Source organism: Delftia sp. PX-1, assembly GCF_055797465.1.
In genome coordinates this window covers 5,768,007-5,784,552 of record NZ_CP184763.1, presented here as the reverse complement: position 1 = coordinate 5,784,552, position 16,546 = coordinate 5,768,007, and the positions used below count along the sequence as shown (strand labels likewise).

The following is a 16,546-nucleotide window of genomic DNA, read 5'->3' as shown; positions in this document are numbered from 1 at the left end:
TCTTGAAGGGGGTTGTGCCTGGGAAGGCGTTCGGTCAGACGGTCGGTCAGACGGTCGGTCCGACGTTCGGTCAGATGGGCGCCACGCCCAGCGTGGTGCCGCCGCAGATGTAGAGCACCTGGCCGGTGACGAAGCCGTTGTCGGGCGACAGGAAGAACAGCGCGGCGCGCGCCACGTCTTCCGGTGTGCCCATGCGGCCCACGGCAATGCTGTTGAGGATGCGCTGGGTCTGCGGCGCGCCTTCGGGGTTGCTCTTGGTGAACAGCTCGGTGGCGATGGGGCCGGGGCCCAGGGCATTGACCGTGATGCGGTCGCGGCCCAGCTCCATCGCCAGGGTGCGCGTCAGGCCGATCAGGCCCGCCTTGGTCGCCGAGTAGACGATGCGGTCGGGCTTGCCCAGCGCGGCGCGCGAGGACATGTTCACGATGCGGCCCTCGCCGCAGGCACGCAGCGTGGGCAGGAAGGCCTGCACCAGCAGCATGGGCGCGCGCAGGTGCAGTCCCACCACATCGTCCAGATGCTGGGTGCTGGCGTTGTCGATGGTGCCGGGGCGCGTGGCGCCCGCGTTGTTGACCAGGGCCACCACGTTGTGCGCGGCGGCAATGCGGGCCGCCGCCTCGGCCGTGGCCTGCTCGCTGGTCAGGTCGGCCTGGTAGCTCACCAGCAGCGGATGGCTCCATTCGGGCAGCACGTAGTCGAGATTGACCACGGCGCGGCCCTGGGCCAGCAGGGCCTCGGCGATGGCGCGGCCGATGCCGTTGCTGGCGCCGCTGACCACGGTGACGGGTGTCTTGTTGTCCACGGTGCTCATCGCTGTCTCAGACCTTTTCCAGGATCACGGCAATGCCCTGGCCCACGCCGATGCACATGGTGCACAGCGCGTAGCGGCCGCCCAGCGTGTGCAGCTGGTTCACGGCCGTGGTAGCCAGGCGGGCACCGGAGGCGCCCAGCGGATGGCCCAGCGCAATGGCGCCGCCCCATTGGTTGACGCGGCGGTCGTCGTCGGCAATGCCCAGATCGCGCAGCACGGCCAGGCCCTGCGCGGCGAAGGCTTCGTTCAGCTCGATCACGTCCATCTGCTCCAGCGTCAGGCCGGTCAGGGCCAGCACCTTGCGCACGGCAGGCGCGGGGCCGAAGCCCATGATGCGCGGTGCCACGCCGGCCACGGCCATGCCGACCACGCGGGCGCGGGGCACCAGGTTGTATTGCTGGGCGGCTTCCTCGTTGGCCAGCAGCAGGGCGCAGGCGCCATCGTTCACGCCGCTGGCATTGCCGGCCGTCACCGTGCCATCCGGGCGCACCACGCCCTTGAGCTTGGCCAGCGCCTCGATGGTGGTGGCGCGCGGATGTTCGTCCTGGCTCACCACGATGGCGTCGCCCTTCTTCTGGGCAATGGACACGGACACGATTTCCTTGGCCAGGTAGCCGGCTGCAATGGCGGCGGCCGCCTTTTGCTGGCTGGCCAGGGCCATGCGGTCCTGGGCTTCGCGCTCGATCCTGAAGTCGCCGGCCACGTTCTCTGCCGTCTCGGGCATGGAGTCCACGCCGTACTGCTGCTTCATCAGCTTGTTGACGAAGCGCCAGCCGATGGTGGTGTCATAGACGGCGTTGCTGCGGCTGAAGGCGCTTTCTGCCTTGGGCATGACGAAGGGGGCGCGGCTCATGCTTTCCACGCCGCCCGCGATCATCAGGCGGGCCTCGCCCGCCTTGATGGCGCGCGCGGCCGTGCCCACGGCGTCCAGGCCCGAACCGCACAGGCGGTTGATGGTGGCGCCCGGCACATCGATGGGCAGGCCGGCCAGCAGGGCGGACATGCGCGCCACGTTGCGGTTGTCTTCGCCGGCCTGGTTGGCGCAGCCGTAGAGCACGTCGGCCACGGCCGTCCAGTCCACGCCGGGGTTGCGCTCCATCAGCGCCTTGATCGGCACGGCGCCGAGGTCATCGGCACGCACCGGGGACAGGGCGCCGCCGTAGCGGCCGAAGGGGGTGCGGATGGCGTCGCAGATGAAGGCCTGGTTGGACTGGCTCATGGTGTCTCCTGGGAAAAGAATGAAGAGGTGCCGGGGTGCGCCGCAGCGCACCCACTGGGGGAGCGGAGGGATCAGGCCGTGGCCGTCGCGTCCTTGATGGGCAGGCCCACGATGGACTGCAGCTCGGCGTGCGAGAGGCCGGGCACGGTGTCGATCAGGCGCAGGCCCTCGGGCGTGCATTCCAGCGTGCACAGGTCGGTGTAGATGCGCTTGACGCAGGACAGGCCCGTGAGCGGATAGCTGCAGGCCTCGACGACCTTGCATTCGCCGGTCTTGGTCAGCAGGTCCATCATCACCCAGGTCTGGCGTGCACCCACGGCCAGGTCCATGGCGCCGCCCACGGCGGGAATGGCACCGGCCTCGCCCGTGCTCCAGTTGGCCAGGTCGCCCGTGGCCGAGACTTGGAAGGCGCCCAGCACGCAGATGTCCAGGTGGCCGCCGCGCATCATGGCGAAGCTGTCGGCATGGTGGAAGTAGCAGCCGCCCGGCAGCAGGGTGACGGGCTGCTTGCCGGCATTGGTCAGGTCATAGTCCTCCTGGCCTTCGGCGGGCGCCGGGCCCATGCCCAGGATGCCGTTCTCGCTTTGCAGGATGACCTCGCGGCCGGCCGGGATATGGTTGGCCACCTGGGTGGGCATGCCGATGCCCAGGTTGACGTAGGCGCCGTCGAAGATGTCTTCGGCCACGCGCCGGGCCAGCTCTTGCTTGCTGCGTTTCTGGTAGCTGCTCATGCTCTTGCTTTCGGCGGTTGGGGCGCTCATGCGGTTTTCTTGAAGCCGCCGGCCTGGGTGGCCACGCGGTCGATCTTCACGATCTGGCTCACGTAGATGCCGGGCGTGACCACGGCCTCGGGGTCCAGCGCGCCCAGCTCCACGATCTCGTGCACGGTGGCGATCGTGTGCTTGGCCGCCGTGGCCATCACGGGCCCGAAGTTGCGGGCCGACATGCGGTAGGTGAGATTGCCCCAGCGGTCGCCCTTCTCGGCCTTGACCAGTGCCACGTCGCCGTGGATGGGATGCTCCAGCACATAGTGCTTGCCGTTGATCTCGCGCGTTTCCTTGCCGTTGGCCAGCTCCGTGCCATAGGCCGTGGGGCAGAAGAAGCCGCCGATGCCGGCGCCGGCGGCGCGCAGGCGCTCGGCCAGGTTGCCCTGGGGCACGAGTTCCAGCTCGATCTTGCCGCTGCGGTACAGGTCGTCGAACACCCAGCTGTCCACCTGGCGGGGGAAGCTGCAGATGATCTTGCGCACCTGGCCGCTCTTGAGCAGCGCGGCCAGGCCCTGGTCGCCGTTGCCCGCGTTGTTGTTGACCACGGTCAGTTCGCGTGCGCCCTGGGCGATCAGGCCGTCGATGAGTTCGGTGGGATTGCCCGAGGTGCCAAAGCCCCCGATCAGCACGGTGGAGCCGTCCTGGACGCCCGACAACGCCTCGGCGATGGTGTCGGTGATTTTGTTGATCACTTGCTTGTCTCCGGTATGCAGGCCGCTGGCGCTGCGCTAAAATGTTCGTATGTAGAACAAAAGTTCGCAGAAAGAATTATAGGGCCATGGAAAAAAAAGCCGCTTCCGTAATTTCCACAGGTGGGGTTGAAGAAGAGGGCGGTACGCCGCGCCCCGGCGACAGCTATGTGCAGTCCTTCGCGCGCGGCCTGGGCGTGATCCGCTCGTTCAGCGCCGAGGCGCCTGCGCAGACGCTCAGCGAGGTGGCGGCGCGCACGGGGCTCACGCGCGCCGGGGCCCGGCGCATCCTGCTGACGCTGCAGACGCTGGGCTATGTGAAGAGCGACGGCAAGCTGTTCCAGCTCACGCCGCGCATCATGGAACTGGGCTTTGCCTACCTCAGCTCCACCCCGGTCTGGAACCTGGCCGAGCCCGTGATGGAAAACCTGGTCGACGAGGTCAAGGAGTCCTGCTCGGCCGCCGTGCTCGATGGGGGCGACATCGTCTATGTGCTGCGCGTGCACACCCACAAGATCATGAGCACCAACCTCAGCGTGGGCTCGCGCCTGCCGGCCTGCTGGACTTCGATGGGGCGCGTGCTGCTGGCCGGCGAGAGCGATGAATCCCTGCAGGCCCTGCTGGATGCGCGCGAGCGCCGCCAGTTCACGGCGTTGACCGAGCAGGACGACGAGCGCCTGCGCCAGCGCATTCTGGAGGTGCGCGCCCAGGGCTGGGCCCTGGTGGACCAGGAATTGGCCGAAGGCCTGATCTCCATCGCGGCGCCCGTGAAGAACGCGGCAGGGCGCACCGTGGCCGCGCTCAACATCAGCGGCCAGGCCAACCGCAACAGCGCCGAGATGATGCGCGTGCAACTGCTGCCCCGGCTGCTGGCCGCCACGCAGCTGGTGAGCCAGCTGTTGAGGGCCTCGTCGCGTCTTTCCCTGTAAAACGGAGTGTGGCGCAGTGCGGCAGCGCGGGGCGGGGCGGGGCGCTCCATAATTGCCGCTCCACGCCCTGCACCCGCTTGCCTGCACCCAGCACCATGGCCCGCCTGCCCAGACTCACCATTGCGGATCTGCCGCACCACATCATCCAGCTCGGCAACAACGGCGCGGACATCTTCATCGATGCCCAGGACCGGGAGACCATGCTGGGGCTGCTGCGCGAGATGGCGCGCAGCTGCGAGCTGGCCGTGCATGCCTACGTGCTCCTGCCCAGCCAGTTCCACCTGCTGGCCACGCCGCGCACCGACGATGGCCTGCCCAGGTTCATGCAGGCCGTGGGCCGGCGCTATGTGCGCTACTTCAACGACCGCCACGGCCGCAGCGGCACGCTGTGGGAAGGTCGCTATCGCGGCACGGTGCTGCAGCCCAGCTGGCTGCTGCCCACCATGGTCTTCATGGACGACAGCCCCGTGCGCGCCGGCCTGGTCCAGCGGCCGGCCGACTGGCCCTGGTCCAGCTACGCGCACAACGCCGGCCTGCGCAGCGACGCGCTGATCCAGCCCCATGCCGTGTTCTGGGAGCTGGGCAACACCCCGTTTGCGCGCGACGCGGCGTATGTGTCGGCCGTGGAAGAGGGCGTCAGCAGCGATGACGGCGAACGCATCAGCCAGTCGGCGCTGCGGGGCTGGGCGCTGGGCGATGAGCAATTCATTGCCGATTTACAACAGCGCACCGAGCGCCGCGTGACCCGCCAGCGCGCCGGCCGTCCGCCAGGACGGACCAATGAGCGCACCACAACAGTGCGTTAGTACCCACTGATGGTCTGCAAGTGCTTGATTCCTCATCGCAGGCCTCTGTGAAATAAATATGTCCCTTATTAATTTCCGATTTTTTTGTTCTGGAATTAATTGGGATCTGACCCTTATATAAATTTATTGCATGAGGTGATGCCTTGCCTTAATCTTGCGTTCCCTGCGAAAAATTTGAGGATTCCGCCATGACGACGGCTGCCGAGATCAAGCATCTCCAAGACCACGGTCTGTACTCCAAGAGCAACGAGCACGACGCCTGCGGCCTCGGCTTTGTTGCGCATATCAAGGGCGTCAAGCGCCATGACATCGTCACCGGCGCGCTCAAGATCCTCGAAAACATCGACCATCGCGGTGCCGTGGGTGCCGACAAGCTCATGGGCGATGGCGCGGGCATTCTGATCCAGATTCCCGACCAGCTCTACCGCGAAGAGATGGCAAAGCAGGGCGTGGCCCTGCCGCCCGCGGGCGAGTACGGCGTGGGCATGATCTTCCTGCCCAAGGAACACGCCTCGCGCCTGGCCTGCGAGCAGGAGATGGAACGCGCCATCAAGGCCGAAGGCCAGGTCCTGCTGGGCTGGCGCGATGTGCCCGTGAACCGCGACATGCCCATGTCGCCCACGGTCCAGGAAAAGGAACCCATCCTGCGCCAGGTCTTCATCGGCCGCGGCGCCGACGTGATCGTGCAGGACGCGCTGGAGCGCAAGCTGTACGTGATCCGCAAGACGGCCAGCGCCGCCATCCAGAACCTCAAGCTCAAGCACAGCAAGGAATACTACGTTCCCAGCATGAGCAGCCGCACCGTGGTCTACAAGGGCCTGCTGCTGGCCGACCAGGTGGGCGTGTACTACAACGACCTGTCCGACGAGCGCTGCGTCTCGGCCATCGGCCTGGTGCACCAGCGCTTTTCCACCAACACCTTCCCCGAGTGGCCGCTGGCCCACCCCTACCGCTACGTGGCCCACAACGGTGAAATCAACACCGTGCGCGGCAACTACAACTGGATGCTGGCGCGCGAGGGCGTGATGGCCTCGCCCGTGCTGGCCGAGGACCTCAAGAAGCTCTATCCCATCAGCTTCGCCGGCCAGTCCGACACGGCAACGTTCGACAACTGCCTGGAACTGCTGACCATGGCCGGCTACCCCATCAGCCAGGCCGTGATGATGATGATTCCCGAGCCCTGGGAACAGCACGAGTCCATGGACGAGCGCCGCCGCGCCTTCTATGAATACCACGCCGCCATGATGGAGCCCTGGGACGGCCCGGCCTCCATCGTGTTCACCGACGGCCGCCAGATCGGCGCCACGCTGGACCGCAACGGCCTGCGCCCCTCGCGCTACGTGATCACCGATGACGACCTGGTCATCCTGGCGTCCGAAGCCGGCGTGCTGCCCGTGCCCGACAGCGCCATCGTGCGGAAGTGGCGCCTGCAGCCCGGCAAGATGCTGCTGATCGACCTGGAGCAGGGCCGCCTGATCGAGGACGACGAGCTCAAGGCCAACATCGTCAACACCAAGCCCTACAAGCAGTGGATCGAGAACCTGCGCATCAAGCTGGGCAGCGTGGGCGGTGACACCCATGCCGGCCCCGAGGCCGCCAGCCTGCCGCTGCTCGAGCGCCAGCAGGCCTTCGGCTTCACGCAGGAAGACATCAAGTTCCTGCTGGCCCCCATGGCCAAGAACGGCGAGGAAGGCATCGGCTCCATGGGCAACGACAGCCCGCTGGCCGTGCTGTCGGACAAGAACAAGCCGCTGTACAACTACTTCCGCCAGATGTTCGCGCAGGTGACCAACCCGCCGATCGACCCCATCCGCGAAGCCATCGTGATGTCGCTGGTGTCCTTCATCGGACCCAAGCCCAACCTGCTGGACATCAACCAGGTCAACCCGCCCATGCGCCTGGAAGTGCACCAGCCCGTGCTGGACTTCGCCGACATGGCCAAGCTGCGCGACATCGAACGACACACGCAGGGCAAGTTCAAGAGCGCAACGATCGACATCACCTACCCGCTGTCCTGGGGCAAGCAGGGCGTGGAAGCCAAGCTGGCATCGCTGTGCGCGCAGGCCGTGGACGCCATCAAGGGCGGCGCCAACATCCTGATCATCAGCGACCGCCATGTGAGCGCCACCCAGGTGGCCATCCCCGCGCTGCTGGCGCTGTCGGCCATCCACCAGCACCTGGTGCGCGAGGGCCTGCGCACCACGGCCGGCCTGGTCGTGGAAACGGGCACGGCGCGCGAAGTGCACCACTTCGCCGTGCTGGCGGGCTACGGCGCCGAGGCCGTGCATCCCTACCTGGCCATGGAAACCCTGGCCGACATGCACAAGGAGCTGGGCGGCGACCTGTCGGCCGACAAGGCCATCTACAACTACGTCAAGGCCATCGGCAAGGGCCTGTCCAAGATCATGTCCAAGATGGGCGTGTCCACCTACATGTCCTATTGCGGCGCCCAGCTGTTCGAGGTGATCGGCCTGAACAGCGACACCGTGGACAAGTACTTCACCGGCACGGCCAGCCGCGTCGAGGGCATCGGCGTCTTCGAGATCGCCGAGGAAACCATCCGCAACCACCGCGCGGCCTTCGGTGACGATCCCGTGCTGGAGACCATGCTGGACGCCGGTGGCGAATACGCCTGGCGCGCCCGTGGCGAAGAGCACATGTGGTCGCCCGACGCCATCGCCAAGCTGCAGCATTCCACGCGCTCCAACAACTGGAGCACGTACAAGGAATACGCCCAGCTGATCAACGACCAGAGCAAGCGCCACATGACGCTGCGCGGCCTGTTCGAGTTCAAGTTCGACCCGGCCAAGGCCATCCCGCTGGACCAGGTCGAGTCGGCCAAGGAGATCGTCAAGCGCTTTGCCACGGGCGCCATGTCGCTGGGCTCCATCAGCACCGAGGCCCATGCCACGCTGGCAGTGGCCATGAACCGCATCGGCGGCAAGAGCAACACCGGCGAAGGCGGGGAAGATCCCCAGCGCTACCGCAACGAGCTCAAGGGCATCCCGATCAGGAAGGGCGAGACCCTGGGCTCCATCATCGGCGCCGACAAGGTCGAGGCCGACATCGAGCTGCAGGACGGCGACTCGCTGCGCTCCAGGATCAAGCAGGTGGCATCGGGCCGCTTCGGCGTCACGGCCGAGTACCTGTCGTCCTCGGACCAGGTGCAGATCAAGATGGCCCAGGGCGCCAAGCCCGGCGAGGGCGGCCAGCTTCCCGGCGGCAAGGTGTCCGACTACATCGGCAAGCTGCGCCACTCCGTGCCCGGCGTCGGACTGATCTCGCCCCCGCCCCACCACGACATCTACTCCATCGAGGATCTGGCCCAGCTGATCCATGACCTGAAGAACGTGGCGCCGCACGCCGACATCTCGGTCAAGCTCGTGTCCGAAGTGGGCGTGGGCACCATCGCGGCCGGCGTGGCCAAGTGCAAGAGCGACCACGTGGTCATCGCAGGCCATGACGGCGGCACGGGCGCATCGCCCTGGTCGTCCATCAAGCATGCGGGCTCGCCCTGGGAGATCGGCCTGGCCGAGACCCAGCAGACCCTGGTGCTCAACCGCCTGCGCGGCCGCATCCGCGTGCAGGCCGACGGCCAGATGAAGACCGGCCGCGACGTCGTCATCGGCGCGCTGCTGGGCGCCGACGAGTTCGGCTTCGCCACGGCGCCCCTGGTCGTCGAGGGCTGCATCATGATGCGCAAGTGCCACCTGAACACCTGCCCCGTGGGCGTGGCCACGCAGGACCCGGTGCTGCGCGCCAAGTTCTCGGGCAAGCCCGAGCATGTGGTGAACTACTTCTTCTTCATCGCCGAGGAAGTGCGCCAGATCATGGCCCAGCTCGGCGTGGCGAAGTTCGACGACCTGATCGGCCGCTCCGACCTGCTGGACACCCGCAAGGGCCTGCAGCACTGGAAGGCCCAGGGCCTGGACTTCTCGCGCCTGTTCGCCCAGCCCGAAGTGCCCGCCGACGTGGCGCGCTTCCATGTCGAAAAGCAGGACCACCTGCTGGACAAGGCGCTGGACGTGAAGCTCATCGAGCGCTGCAAGCCCGCCATCGAGAACGGCGAGCGCGTGCGCATCATGGAAGTGGCGCGCAACGTCAACCGCTCCGTGGGCGCCATGCTCTCCGGTGCCGTGACGCGCGTGCATCCCGAAGGCCTGCCCGATGACACCATCCGCATCCACTTCGAGGGAACCGGCGGCCAGTCCTTCGGCGCCTTCCTGTGCAACGGCATCACGCTGAACCTGCGCGGCGACGCCAACGACTACACGGGCAAGGGCCTGTCCGGCGGCCGCGTGGTGGTGCACGCCAGCCATGAGTTCCGTGGCGATACCACCAGCAACACCATCGTGGGCAACACCGTGATGTTCGGCGCCACCAGCGGCGAGGCCTTCTTCGGCGGCGTGGCCGGCGAGCGTTTCGCGGTCCGCCTGTCTGGCGCCACCGCCGTGGTCGAAGGCGTGGGCGACCACGGCTGCGAATACATGACCGGCGGCACCGTGGTGGTGCTGGGCAAGACCGGCCGCAACTTCGCCGCCGGCATGAGCGGCGGCGTGGCCTATGTCTACGACGAGGATGGCCGCTTCGCCGAGCGCTGCAACAAGGCGTCCGTCTCGCTGGACCAGGTGTTGCCCCACGACGAGCACCTGGCCCAGGTCTCGCCCGCCGTCTGGCACCGCCGCGAAACCGACGAGCGCCAGCTGCGCGCGCTGATCGAGGCGCACAGCCGCTGGACCGGCTCCAAGCGCGCCCGCGACCTGCTGGACAACTGGGCGGCGGCCCGCTCCAAGTTCGTCAAGGTCTTCCCCAGCGAGTACAAGCGTGCCCTGTCCGAGATGTACGAGCGCCAGGTGATGGAAGAGCCCGCCACGCCCGAGGTCGAGGAACACGCCAAGGAAGCCGTGGCCGCCAAATAACAAGGAAGCGAAGGATGCGGGCAGCGGCCCGCACCCATCCCTGCACCCCACACATCAGGACAACGAATCATGGGAAAGACCACCGGCTTCATGGAATATGAGCGCCTCGAGGAGGGCTATGCGCCCGTCGCCGAGCGCGTGAAGCACTACAAGGAATTCGTCATCGGCCTCGATGACAGCCAGGCCAAGATCCAGGGCGCGCGCTGCATGGACTGCGGCACGCCGTTCTGCAACAACGGCTGCCCGGTCAACAACATCATTCCGGACTTCAACGACCTGGTCTTCCACGGCGGCTGGAAGAGCGCCAGCGCCGTGCTGCACAGCACCAACAACTTCCCCGAGTTCACGGGCCGCATCTGCCCCGCGCCCTGTGAGGCCGCCTGCACCCTGAACATCAACGACGATGCCGTGGGCATCAAGTCCATCGAGCACGCCATCATCGACCGTGCCTGGGCCGAAGGCTGGGTCAAGCCGCTGCCCAGCAGCCGCAAGACCGGCAAGAAGGTGGCCGTGGTCGGCGCCGGCCCCGCAGGCCTGGCGGCCTCGCAGCAGCTGGCCCGCGCCGGCCACGATGTGACGCTGTTCGAGAAGAACGACCGCGTCGGCGGCCTGCTGCGCTACGGCATTCCCGACTTCAAGATGGAGAAGTCGCACATCGACCGCCGCGTCGAGCAGCTCGTGGCCGAAGGCGTCAAGATCCGCACCGGCGTGCTGGTGGCGGGCAAGGACGGCCTGGGCGAAGACTCCAAGGTCACCAACTGGGCCAAGGAAACCGTCAGCCCCGAGCAGCTCATGGCCGAGTTCGACGCCGTGCTGCTGACCGGCGGTGCCGAGCAGTCGCGCGACCTGCCCGTGCCCGGCCGCGAACTCAAGGGCATCCATTTCGCCATGGAGTTCCTGCCGCAGCAAAACAAGGTCAATGCCGGCGACAAGCTCAAGGGCCAGCTGCGTGCCGATGGCAAGCATGTCATCGTCATCGGCGGCGGCGACACCGGCTCCGACTGCGTGGGCACCAGCAACCGCCATGGCGCCGTCAGCGTGACCCAGTTCGAGCTGATGCCCATGCCGCCCGAGCAGGAGAACAAGCCCCTGGTCTGGCCCTACTGGCCGATCAAGCTGCGCACCAGCTCCAGCCACGAGGAAGGCTGCGAGCGCGAGTTCGCCATCGCCACCAAGGAGTTCATCGGCGAGAAGGGCCAGGTCACGGCCGTCAAGACCGTGCGCATCGAAATGAAGGACGGCAAGATGGTCGAGGTGCCCGGCAGCGAGCAGGTGCTCAAGGCCGACCTGGTGCTGCTGGCCATGGGCTTCGTCAGCCCCGTGCAGGCCGTGCTCGATGCCTTTGGCGTGGACAAGGACGCACGCGGCAACGTCAAGGCCACCACCGACTTCACGGGCGGCTACGCCACCAGCGTGCCCAAGCTCTTCGCCGCCGGCGACGTGCGCCGCGGCCAGTCCCTGGTGGTCTGGGCCATCCGCGAAGGCCGCCAGGCCGCTCGCTCCATTGACGAGTTCCTCATGGGCACGTCCGACCTGCCTCGGTGAGATGCCAACCCCGGAAGGGGCTTGGCCATAGACAAAGAAAAAGCCCTTGGTGATGAACCAAGGGCTTTTTATTACAAATTCCTCGTGTTTCAGCGTAGGCCCTTGAAACTGGCGCGCCCTAAAGCGAGAGACACCGAGGAAGGGCCTGGGCCGGCCGCGCCGCCCCGCACCGAGGGTGTCGTCCCCCTCTGGGGGAAGGCGCGAAGCGACTCAGGGGGAGGGTTTATCCTCTGCGGGCTTGTCCACTGCGGTGCCGGGTTCGGCTTCTTCTTCCGGCGCCTTGGAGACGCGGCTGAACCAGCCGGCACCCAGGATGCCGATCTCGTAAAGAATGCACATGGGCACGGCCAGGGCCAGCTGGGAGATCACGTCGGGCGGCGTGACCACGGCGGCGATGATGAAGGCCACCACGATGAAATAGCCGCGGAAGGACTTGAGCTTGGCGATGTCCACCAGGCCGAAGCGCACCAGCAGCATGACCACGATGGGCACCTGGAAGGCCAGGCCAAAGGCCAGGTACAGCGACAGGATGGCCTCCACATACGATGCAATGTCCGGCGTGGCCGCCACGCTGTCCGGGGTGAAGCCCTGGATGAAGGCGAACATCTTGTCGAGCACGAAGAACTGCACGAAGGCGATGCCGATATAGGCCAGCAGGCTGCCGAAGATGATCAGCGGCAGCGCAAAGCGCTTTTCATGGCTGTACAGGCCGGGCGCCACGAAGGCCCACATTTGGTACATGATCCAGGGCAGCACGGCCAAGATGCCCACCATCATCAGTACCTTGAGCGGCACGAAGAAGGGGGTGAACACGCCGACTGCGATGAGCTTGGCATCGGGCGGCATGTGGGCCTTGATCGGGTGGGCGATGAAGTCGATCAGCCCGTTGGGGCCGGGCCATACGGCCAGCACGGCGATCGCCAGACCGATGCCGTAGATGCAGTAGAGCAGGCGGTCGCGCAGCTCCATCAGGTGCTGGACGAAAGGCTGCTCGGTGCCTGCCAGCTCGTCGTCTTTAGGTGGAATGTCGGACATGGTGCGAAACCGCGGCGGGCCGCAAGGGCGTCCACGGACCTGGTATGAAAAGCAGAAAGCCCGACGGATCGGGCAGGGTGGGGCGATGGCGGGTGCCCGGGTGGCAGAGGCTGGGCCGGTTGCCTCGTGGCCCGCTGCGCGCCAGCATCTTCAGCGGGACTTCTGGGGACGAAAGCGCGCCACGCGCGCCGCGCCCGACTGCGCCTTGGTGCGCACGCCGGCCCGGGCCTTGTACCACTGGGGCACGGCAGCACGCTTGAGGCGCCAGTTCTTGCCCGGGTGGCGGTAGGCCGGCGCCACGGCGCTGTACGTATCGCTGTCCGAGCCGTAGGAAGAGGAGTCGTACGAGGAAGACGTGCCGTTGAGCGATGCCGTGGACTCGTTCCAGTCCTTCTCGAAATTGGCGGCCGAAGTGTGGATGGACTGCTCGACGTCACGCGCCGCGCCTTCCACCGTGTCCTTCATCTTGCGCAACTCGTCGAGTTCCATCGAACGGTTGACCTCGGCCTTCACATCGGAGACGTAGCGCTGGGCCTTGCCCAGCAGGGTACCGACGGTGCGCGCCACGCGCGGCAGCTTCTCGGGGCCGATGACCACGAGAGCCACGGCGCCGATCAGCGCCATCTTGGACAGACCGATATCAAACATGGAGGCTTGGCGTGCGGAGCATCAGCTCTTTTGCTTGGCTTCGACGTCGATGGTGGCCTTGTCGGTGGCTGTCTGGCCTGCAACCTGGCCAGGGGCAGCTGCGGGGGTGTCGGTGGAGGTCGAGCCGTCCTTCACACCGTCCTTGAAGCCCTTGACTGCACCGCCAAGGTCGGAACCGATGTTCTTCAGCTTCTTGGTTCCGAACACCAGAACCACGATGGCCAGGACGATCAGCCAATGCCAGATGGAAAACGAGCCCATGAGAATCTCTCCTAAGAATTGCAGATCATTTTAGACGCCGGGCCATGGCGGCAGTTCGCAAGGCCCCACAAAAGCCGTTCGGCCGGCGCATGTACGCAGAAGTCGCAAGCAAGAGGCGGGCCATCTTGCGCGCTAGCCTGCGTCCAGCAAAGGCTTCAGCCCTTCAGCCAGGGGCGGGGGCCGCCCATGACATGGATGTGCAGGTGGTGGACTTCCTGTCCGCCCTCGGTGCCCGTGTTGACCACCAGACGGAAACCGCCGTCGGGATACGGATTGCAGCCTTGCTCGGCGGCCAGGCGGGGCGCCAGCACCATCATGCGGCCCAGCAGCGCAGCGTCGTCGGCCTGGACCTGGGCCATGGAGGGGATGTGCTTCTTGGGCACCATCAGAAAGTGGATGGGCGCGCCGGGATGGATGTCGTGGAAGGCGAAGACTTCATCGTCTTCATAGACCTTGCGGGAAGGGATCTCGCCTTTGATGATGCGGCAAAACAGGCAGTTCGGGTCGTGGTCGTGCATGGCGCTACGGGAGTCCTGGGAAGCTGGCGGTGGATCGAAAAATCAGGGTGAATTGTCGTTGATGTGCAGTGTCTGGCGCACGCCGATGTCGCTGCGGTGCTGCTGGAGCCAGTGCTGCCCCTGCTCGCGCCCCAGCTCGAACAGCTCGCGCACGAAACGCATGTCCGAGCGCGTCTTGGTCGAGGCGCCGTAGCCCTTGAGCACCGCGCCGCCGTCCACGCGGTGCAGCAGCACCTTTTTGTAGCGTGCCGGGTCCAGCTTGCCCTGCTCCAGCAGGCGCTTGACGAATTCGATGGCGCGCAGCTCGGACAGCAGGCCGGCGTTGAAGGTGACCTCGTTCATGCGGTCCATGATGTCGGCCGCCGTGTTGGGCAGGTCGGTGTGCTCGATGGGATTGATCTGCACCAGCAGGATGTCGCTGGACGCCGTGCCGTAGATCAGGGGATACAGGGCGGGATTGCCCGAGAAACCGCCGTCCCAGTAAGGCTCGCCATCGATTTCCACGGCCTTGAACAGCTGGGGCAGGCAGGCCGAGGCCATGACCGCGTCGGCACTGAGCCTTCTGCCCGAAAAGATGCTTCCCCGGCCTGTGCGCACATTGGTGGCGCAGACAAAGACCTTGGGCACCACGCCCTCCACGGGCGGACGCGTCAGCGCCTCGAAATCCACGACCCGTTCGAGCAGCTTGCGCAGCGGGTTGATGTCCAGCGGGTTGGTCTGGTAGGGCGAGAAGAACTGGTTGAGCACGCCCATGAAGGGGCTGCCCGGCAATGGCGCGCCCCACATCAGGCTGCCCATGGTGCCCACGCCTTCCCACAGTTCGGTCAGCGAGGCGCGGGCCAATTGGGCGCCCAGCGCCTGGGCGGCCACAGGATCGCTTTCCTGGCGCGCGGCCTGGGCAAAGCCCTGTGCCAGGGCCACGGCATTCATGGCGCCGGCGCTGGTGCCGCTGATGCCGTCGAAGACAAGGCTGCCGTCTTCCAGCAGTGCGTCCAGCACGCCCCAGGTCAGGGCGCCGTGCGAGCCCCCGCCCTGCAGGGCGAGGTTGATCTTGCAGGTCGGGGTGGAGGACATGGCGGGCGGGCCGGCGGCTTCAGCGGTCCACGGCCTGGTTGCGGTTCATGGCGACCATGCCGCGCACGATGCGGTACAGGAACCAGATGGAGATCACCGTCCAGGCGATCCAGCCGGGCACGAAGAACAGCAGCCACAGAGGTGCCGTGACCAGGTACAGGATGCCGGCCCAGATCACGCTGCGGATGCGCCACGAGAAATGGTTGGCCATCCAGCTGCCTTCGGCGTCGCCGCGCTTGACCAGGTCGATGATCAGGGCGATCACCAGCAGCGCGATGCTGGGCTGGGCGCCGGGCACGACGGCGGCCACGGCCACCACCAGGTGCAGCAGGTAGCTGACCCAGCCCCAGGCCTTGAGGCCTTCGATGCGGGACTGGTCCAGGGCACGGACTTCGATGTAATCGTCATTCATGGCAGCGGTCCTTTCTCGTTCACATCACGTTCCTGGGCCTTGCGCAGCGCCTTTTCCTCGATGCCGCTGGTGCCTTCGCGGCGCTCCAGCTCGGCGACGACCTGGGCGGGCGTCAGGCCATAGTGGGCCAGGGCGATCATGCTATGGAACCACAGATCGGCCACTTCGTAGAGGATTTTGCCGGCGTCCCCGCCATGGTCTGCGTCCTTGGCGGCCATGACGACTTCGGTGGCCTCTTCGCCGATCTTCTTCAAAAAGGCATCCGGGCCCTTGTGCAGCAGGCGGGCGACGTAGCTTTTGTCGGGGTCGCCGCCGTTGGCGGGCTTGCGGCTTTCGATGACGGCGGCCAGGCGCGCCAGGGCGTCCTGCGAGGAAGTGCTTGCGGTGTCGTTCATGTTCGTGGAATTCATTTGTAGATCGATTCGGGGTCTTTCAAGACCGGATCGACGGCCTGCCACTGGCCATCGCGCAGCACGCTGTAGAAGCAGCTGTGGCGCCCCGTATGGCAGGCAATGCCGGGCTCGTGGCCGGTCTGGGTGATCTTGAGCAGGACCACGTCGTTGTCGCAGTCGATGCGCACCTCGTGCACGGTCTGCACGTGGCCCGATTCCTCGCCCTTGAACCACAGCTTGTTGCGCGAGCGGCTGAAATAGACGGCGCGGCCCAGCTCGGCCGTCTTGGCCAGGGCCTCGCGGTTCATCCAGGCGAACATCAGCACGTCGCCCGTGTCCTTTTCCTGCGCGATCACGGGCACCAGGCCCTGCGCATCCCATTTGACTTGATCTAGCCAGTTCATTGCCTGCATTGTGAATATCCTGGGTTGGAATCCCTGTGACAGCATTGTCAGGAATTGCCTGGATTGAAAATACACCCCCTGAGTCGCTTCGCGCCTTCCCCCTCTCTCGCTGCGCGG

Annotated in this window: 16 protein-coding genes; 4 read left to right on the top strand and 12 right to left on the bottom strand. The window is 66.3% G+C overall.

Going from position 1 to position 16,546, the window contains the following annotated elements; genetic code table 11:
* Window positions 1-70: 70 nt before the first annotated feature.
* The 4 genes from ACN20X_RS26455 to ACN20X_RS26440 form a co-directional block, all read right to left on the bottom strand.
* The gene (locus tag ACN20X_RS26455) at window positions 71-811 is read right to left on the bottom strand and encodes an SDR family NAD(P)-dependent oxidoreductase (RefSeq protein ID WP_013800773.1); all 741 of its coding nucleotides are present in this window, start codon (window positions 809-811) and stop codon (window positions 71-73) included.
* 7 nt (window positions 812-818) lie between these two features.
* Window positions 819-2,030, bottom strand: coding sequence for a 3-oxoadipyl-CoA thiolase (gene pcaF, locus ACN20X_RS26450; protein ID WP_133072257.1), 1,212 nt, complete (start codon window positions 2,028-2,030; stop codon window positions 819-821).
* Between the two features lie 71 nt (window positions 2,031-2,101).
* Window positions 2,102-2,761 (bottom strand): 3-oxoacid CoA-transferase subunit B, encoded by a 660-nt coding sequence (locus ACN20X_RS26445; protein WP_026062883.1) that lies wholly within the window; start codon window positions 2,759-2,761, stop codon window positions 2,102-2,104.
* A gap of 26 nt (window positions 2,762-2,787) precedes the next feature.
* Window positions 2,788-3,489 carry a 3-oxoacid CoA-transferase subunit A gene (locus ACN20X_RS26440; RefSeq protein WP_012207359.1) on the bottom strand — a complete coding sequence of 234 codons (702 nt, stop codon included), beginning with the start codon at window positions 3,487-3,489 and terminating at the stop codon, window positions 2,788-2,790.
* A gap of 86 nt (window positions 3,490-3,575) precedes the next feature.
* Between ACN20X_RS26440 and ACN20X_RS26435 the strand changes: the two genes are divergently transcribed.
* From ACN20X_RS26435 to ACN20X_RS26420, 4 genes are all read left to right on the top strand, one after another.
* On the top strand, window positions 3,576-4,415 hold the full coding sequence (locus ACN20X_RS26435) for an IclR family transcriptional regulator domain-containing protein (protein ID WP_046239363.1): 840 nt from the start codon (window positions 3,576-3,578) through the stop codon (window positions 4,413-4,415).
* Between the two features lie 95 nt (window positions 4,416-4,510).
* Complete coding sequence (locus ACN20X_RS26430) at window positions 4,511-5,221, top strand: transposase (RefSeq protein ID WP_016445555.1); 711 nt, start codon at window positions 4,511-4,513, stop codon at window positions 5,219-5,221.
* A gap of 188 nt (window positions 5,222-5,409) precedes the next feature.
* The gene (locus ACN20X_RS26425; RefSeq protein ID WP_016445556.1) at window positions 5,410-10,140 is read left to right on the top strand and encodes a glutamate synthase-related protein; all 4,731 of its coding nucleotides are present in this window, start codon (window positions 5,410-5,412) and stop codon (window positions 10,138-10,140) included.
* Window positions 10,141-10,209: 69 nt separating this feature from the next.
* Window positions 10,210-11,685, top strand: a complete 1,476-nt coding sequence (locus ACN20X_RS26420; RefSeq protein WP_126310914.1) for a glutamate synthase subunit beta — start codon at window positions 10,210-10,212, stop codon at window positions 11,683-11,685.
* Window positions 11,686-11,895: 210 nt separating this feature from the next.
* Here the strand turns inward: ACN20X_RS26420 and tatC are convergent, their stop codons facing one another.
* The 8 genes from tatC to hisI all read right to left on the bottom strand — a co-directional run bounded on the left by tatC (window position 11,896) and on the right by hisI (window position 16,438).
* Window positions 11,896-12,720, bottom strand: a complete 825-nt coding sequence (gene tatC, locus ACN20X_RS26415; protein ID WP_016445558.1) for a twin-arginine translocase subunit TatC — start codon at window positions 12,718-12,720, stop codon at window positions 11,896-11,898.
* 150 nt (window positions 12,721-12,870) lie between these two features.
* Window positions 12,871-13,368, bottom strand: a complete 498-nt coding sequence (gene tatB / locus ACN20X_RS26410) for a Sec-independent protein translocase protein TatB (protein ID WP_012207353.1) — start codon at window positions 13,366-13,368, stop codon at window positions 12,871-12,873.
* Window positions 13,369-13,389: 21 nt separating this feature from the next.
* Window positions 13,390-13,629, bottom strand: a complete 240-nt coding sequence (gene tatA, locus ACN20X_RS26405) for a Sec-independent protein translocase subunit TatA (protein WP_016445560.1) — start codon at window positions 13,627-13,629, stop codon at window positions 13,390-13,392.
* Between the two features lie 155 nt (window positions 13,630-13,784).
* On the bottom strand, window positions 13,785-14,147 hold the full coding sequence (locus tag ACN20X_RS26400; protein ID WP_016445561.1) for a histidine triad nucleotide-binding protein: 363 nt from the start codon (window positions 14,145-14,147) through the stop codon (window positions 13,785-13,787).
* A gap of 42 nt (window positions 14,148-14,189) precedes the next feature.
* Window positions 14,190-15,221, bottom strand: coding sequence for a patatin-like phospholipase family protein (locus tag ACN20X_RS26395; protein ID WP_016445562.1), 1,032 nt, complete (start codon window positions 15,219-15,221; stop codon window positions 14,190-14,192).
* A 19-nt stretch (window positions 15,222-15,240) separates the two neighbouring features.
* Window positions 15,241-15,633 carry a DUF4870 family protein gene (locus tag ACN20X_RS26390; protein ID WP_013800783.1) on the bottom strand — a complete coding sequence of 131 codons (393 nt, stop codon included), beginning with the start codon at window positions 15,631-15,633 and terminating at the stop codon, window positions 15,241-15,243.
* On the bottom strand, window positions 15,630-16,043 hold the full coding sequence (locus tag ACN20X_RS26385; RefSeq protein ID WP_016445563.1) for a phosphoribosyl-ATP diphosphatase: 414 nt from the start codon (window positions 16,041-16,043) through the stop codon (window positions 15,630-15,632). Before ACN20X_RS26385 ends, ACN20X_RS26390 begins: the two co-directional genes overlap by 4 nt.
* Window positions 16,040-16,438, bottom strand: a complete 399-nt coding sequence (hisI, locus tag ACN20X_RS26380; RefSeq protein ID WP_174538852.1) for a phosphoribosyl-AMP cyclohydrolase — start codon at window positions 16,436-16,438, stop codon at window positions 16,040-16,042. The genes ACN20X_RS26385 and hisI overlap by 4 nt, the downstream gene beginning before the upstream one ends.
* Window positions 16,439-16,546 lie beyond the last annotated feature (108 nt).

Bases quoted from the DNA above. Each gene is read 5' to 3' on its own strand.
- ACN20X_RS26455 (WP_013800773.1), bottom strand. From the start codon at position 811: ATGAGCACCGTGGACAACAAGACACCCGTCACCGTGGTCAGCGGCGCC.
- pcaF (WP_133072257.1), bottom strand. From the start codon at position 2,030: ATGAGCCAGTCCAACCAGGCCTTCATCTGCGACGCCATCCGCACCCCC.
- ACN20X_RS26445 (WP_026062883.1), bottom strand. From the start codon at position 2,761: ATGAGCAGCTACCAGAAACGCAGCAAGCAAGAGCTGGCCCGGCGCGTG.
- ACN20X_RS26435 (WP_046239363.1), top strand. From the start codon at position 3,576: ATGGAAAAAAAAGCCGCTTCCGTAATTTCCACAGGTGGGGTTGAAGAA.
- ACN20X_RS26430 (WP_016445555.1), top strand. From the start codon at position 4,511: ATGGCCCGCCTGCCCAGACTCACCATTGCGGATCTGCCGCACCACATC.
- ACN20X_RS26425 (WP_016445556.1), top strand. From the start codon at position 5,410: ATGACGACGGCTGCCGAGATCAAGCATCTCCAAGACCACGGTCTGTAC.
- ACN20X_RS26420 (WP_126310914.1), top strand. From the start codon at position 10,210: ATGGGAAAGACCACCGGCTTCATGGAATATGAGCGCCTCGAGGAGGGC.
- tatC (WP_016445558.1), bottom strand. From the start codon at position 12,720: ATGTCCGACATTCCACCTAAAGACGACGAGCTGGCAGGCACCGAGCAG.
- tatB (WP_012207353.1), bottom strand. From the start codon at position 13,368: ATGTTTGATATCGGTCTGTCCAAGATGGCGCTGATCGGCGCCGTGGCT.
- tatA (WP_016445560.1), bottom strand. From the start codon at position 13,629: ATGGGCTCGTTTTCCATCTGGCATTGGCTGATCGTCCTGGCCATCGTG.
- ACN20X_RS26400 (WP_016445561.1), bottom strand. From the start codon at position 14,147: ATGCACGACCACGACCCGAACTGCCTGTTTTGCCGCATCATCAAAGGC.
- ACN20X_RS26395 (WP_016445562.1), bottom strand. From the start codon at position 15,221: ATGTCCTCCACCCCGACCTGCAAGATCAACCTCGCCCTGCAGGGCGGG.
- ACN20X_RS26390 (WP_013800783.1), bottom strand. From the start codon at position 15,633: ATGAATGACGATTACATCGAAGTCCGTGCCCTGGACCAGTCCCGCATC.
- ACN20X_RS26385 (WP_016445563.1), bottom strand. From the start codon at position 16,043: ATGAATTCCACGAACATGAACGACACCGCAAGCACTTCCTCGCAGGAC.
- hisI (WP_174538852.1), bottom strand. From the start codon at position 16,438: ATGCAGGCAATGAACTGGCTAGATCAAGTCAAATGGGATGCGCAGGGC.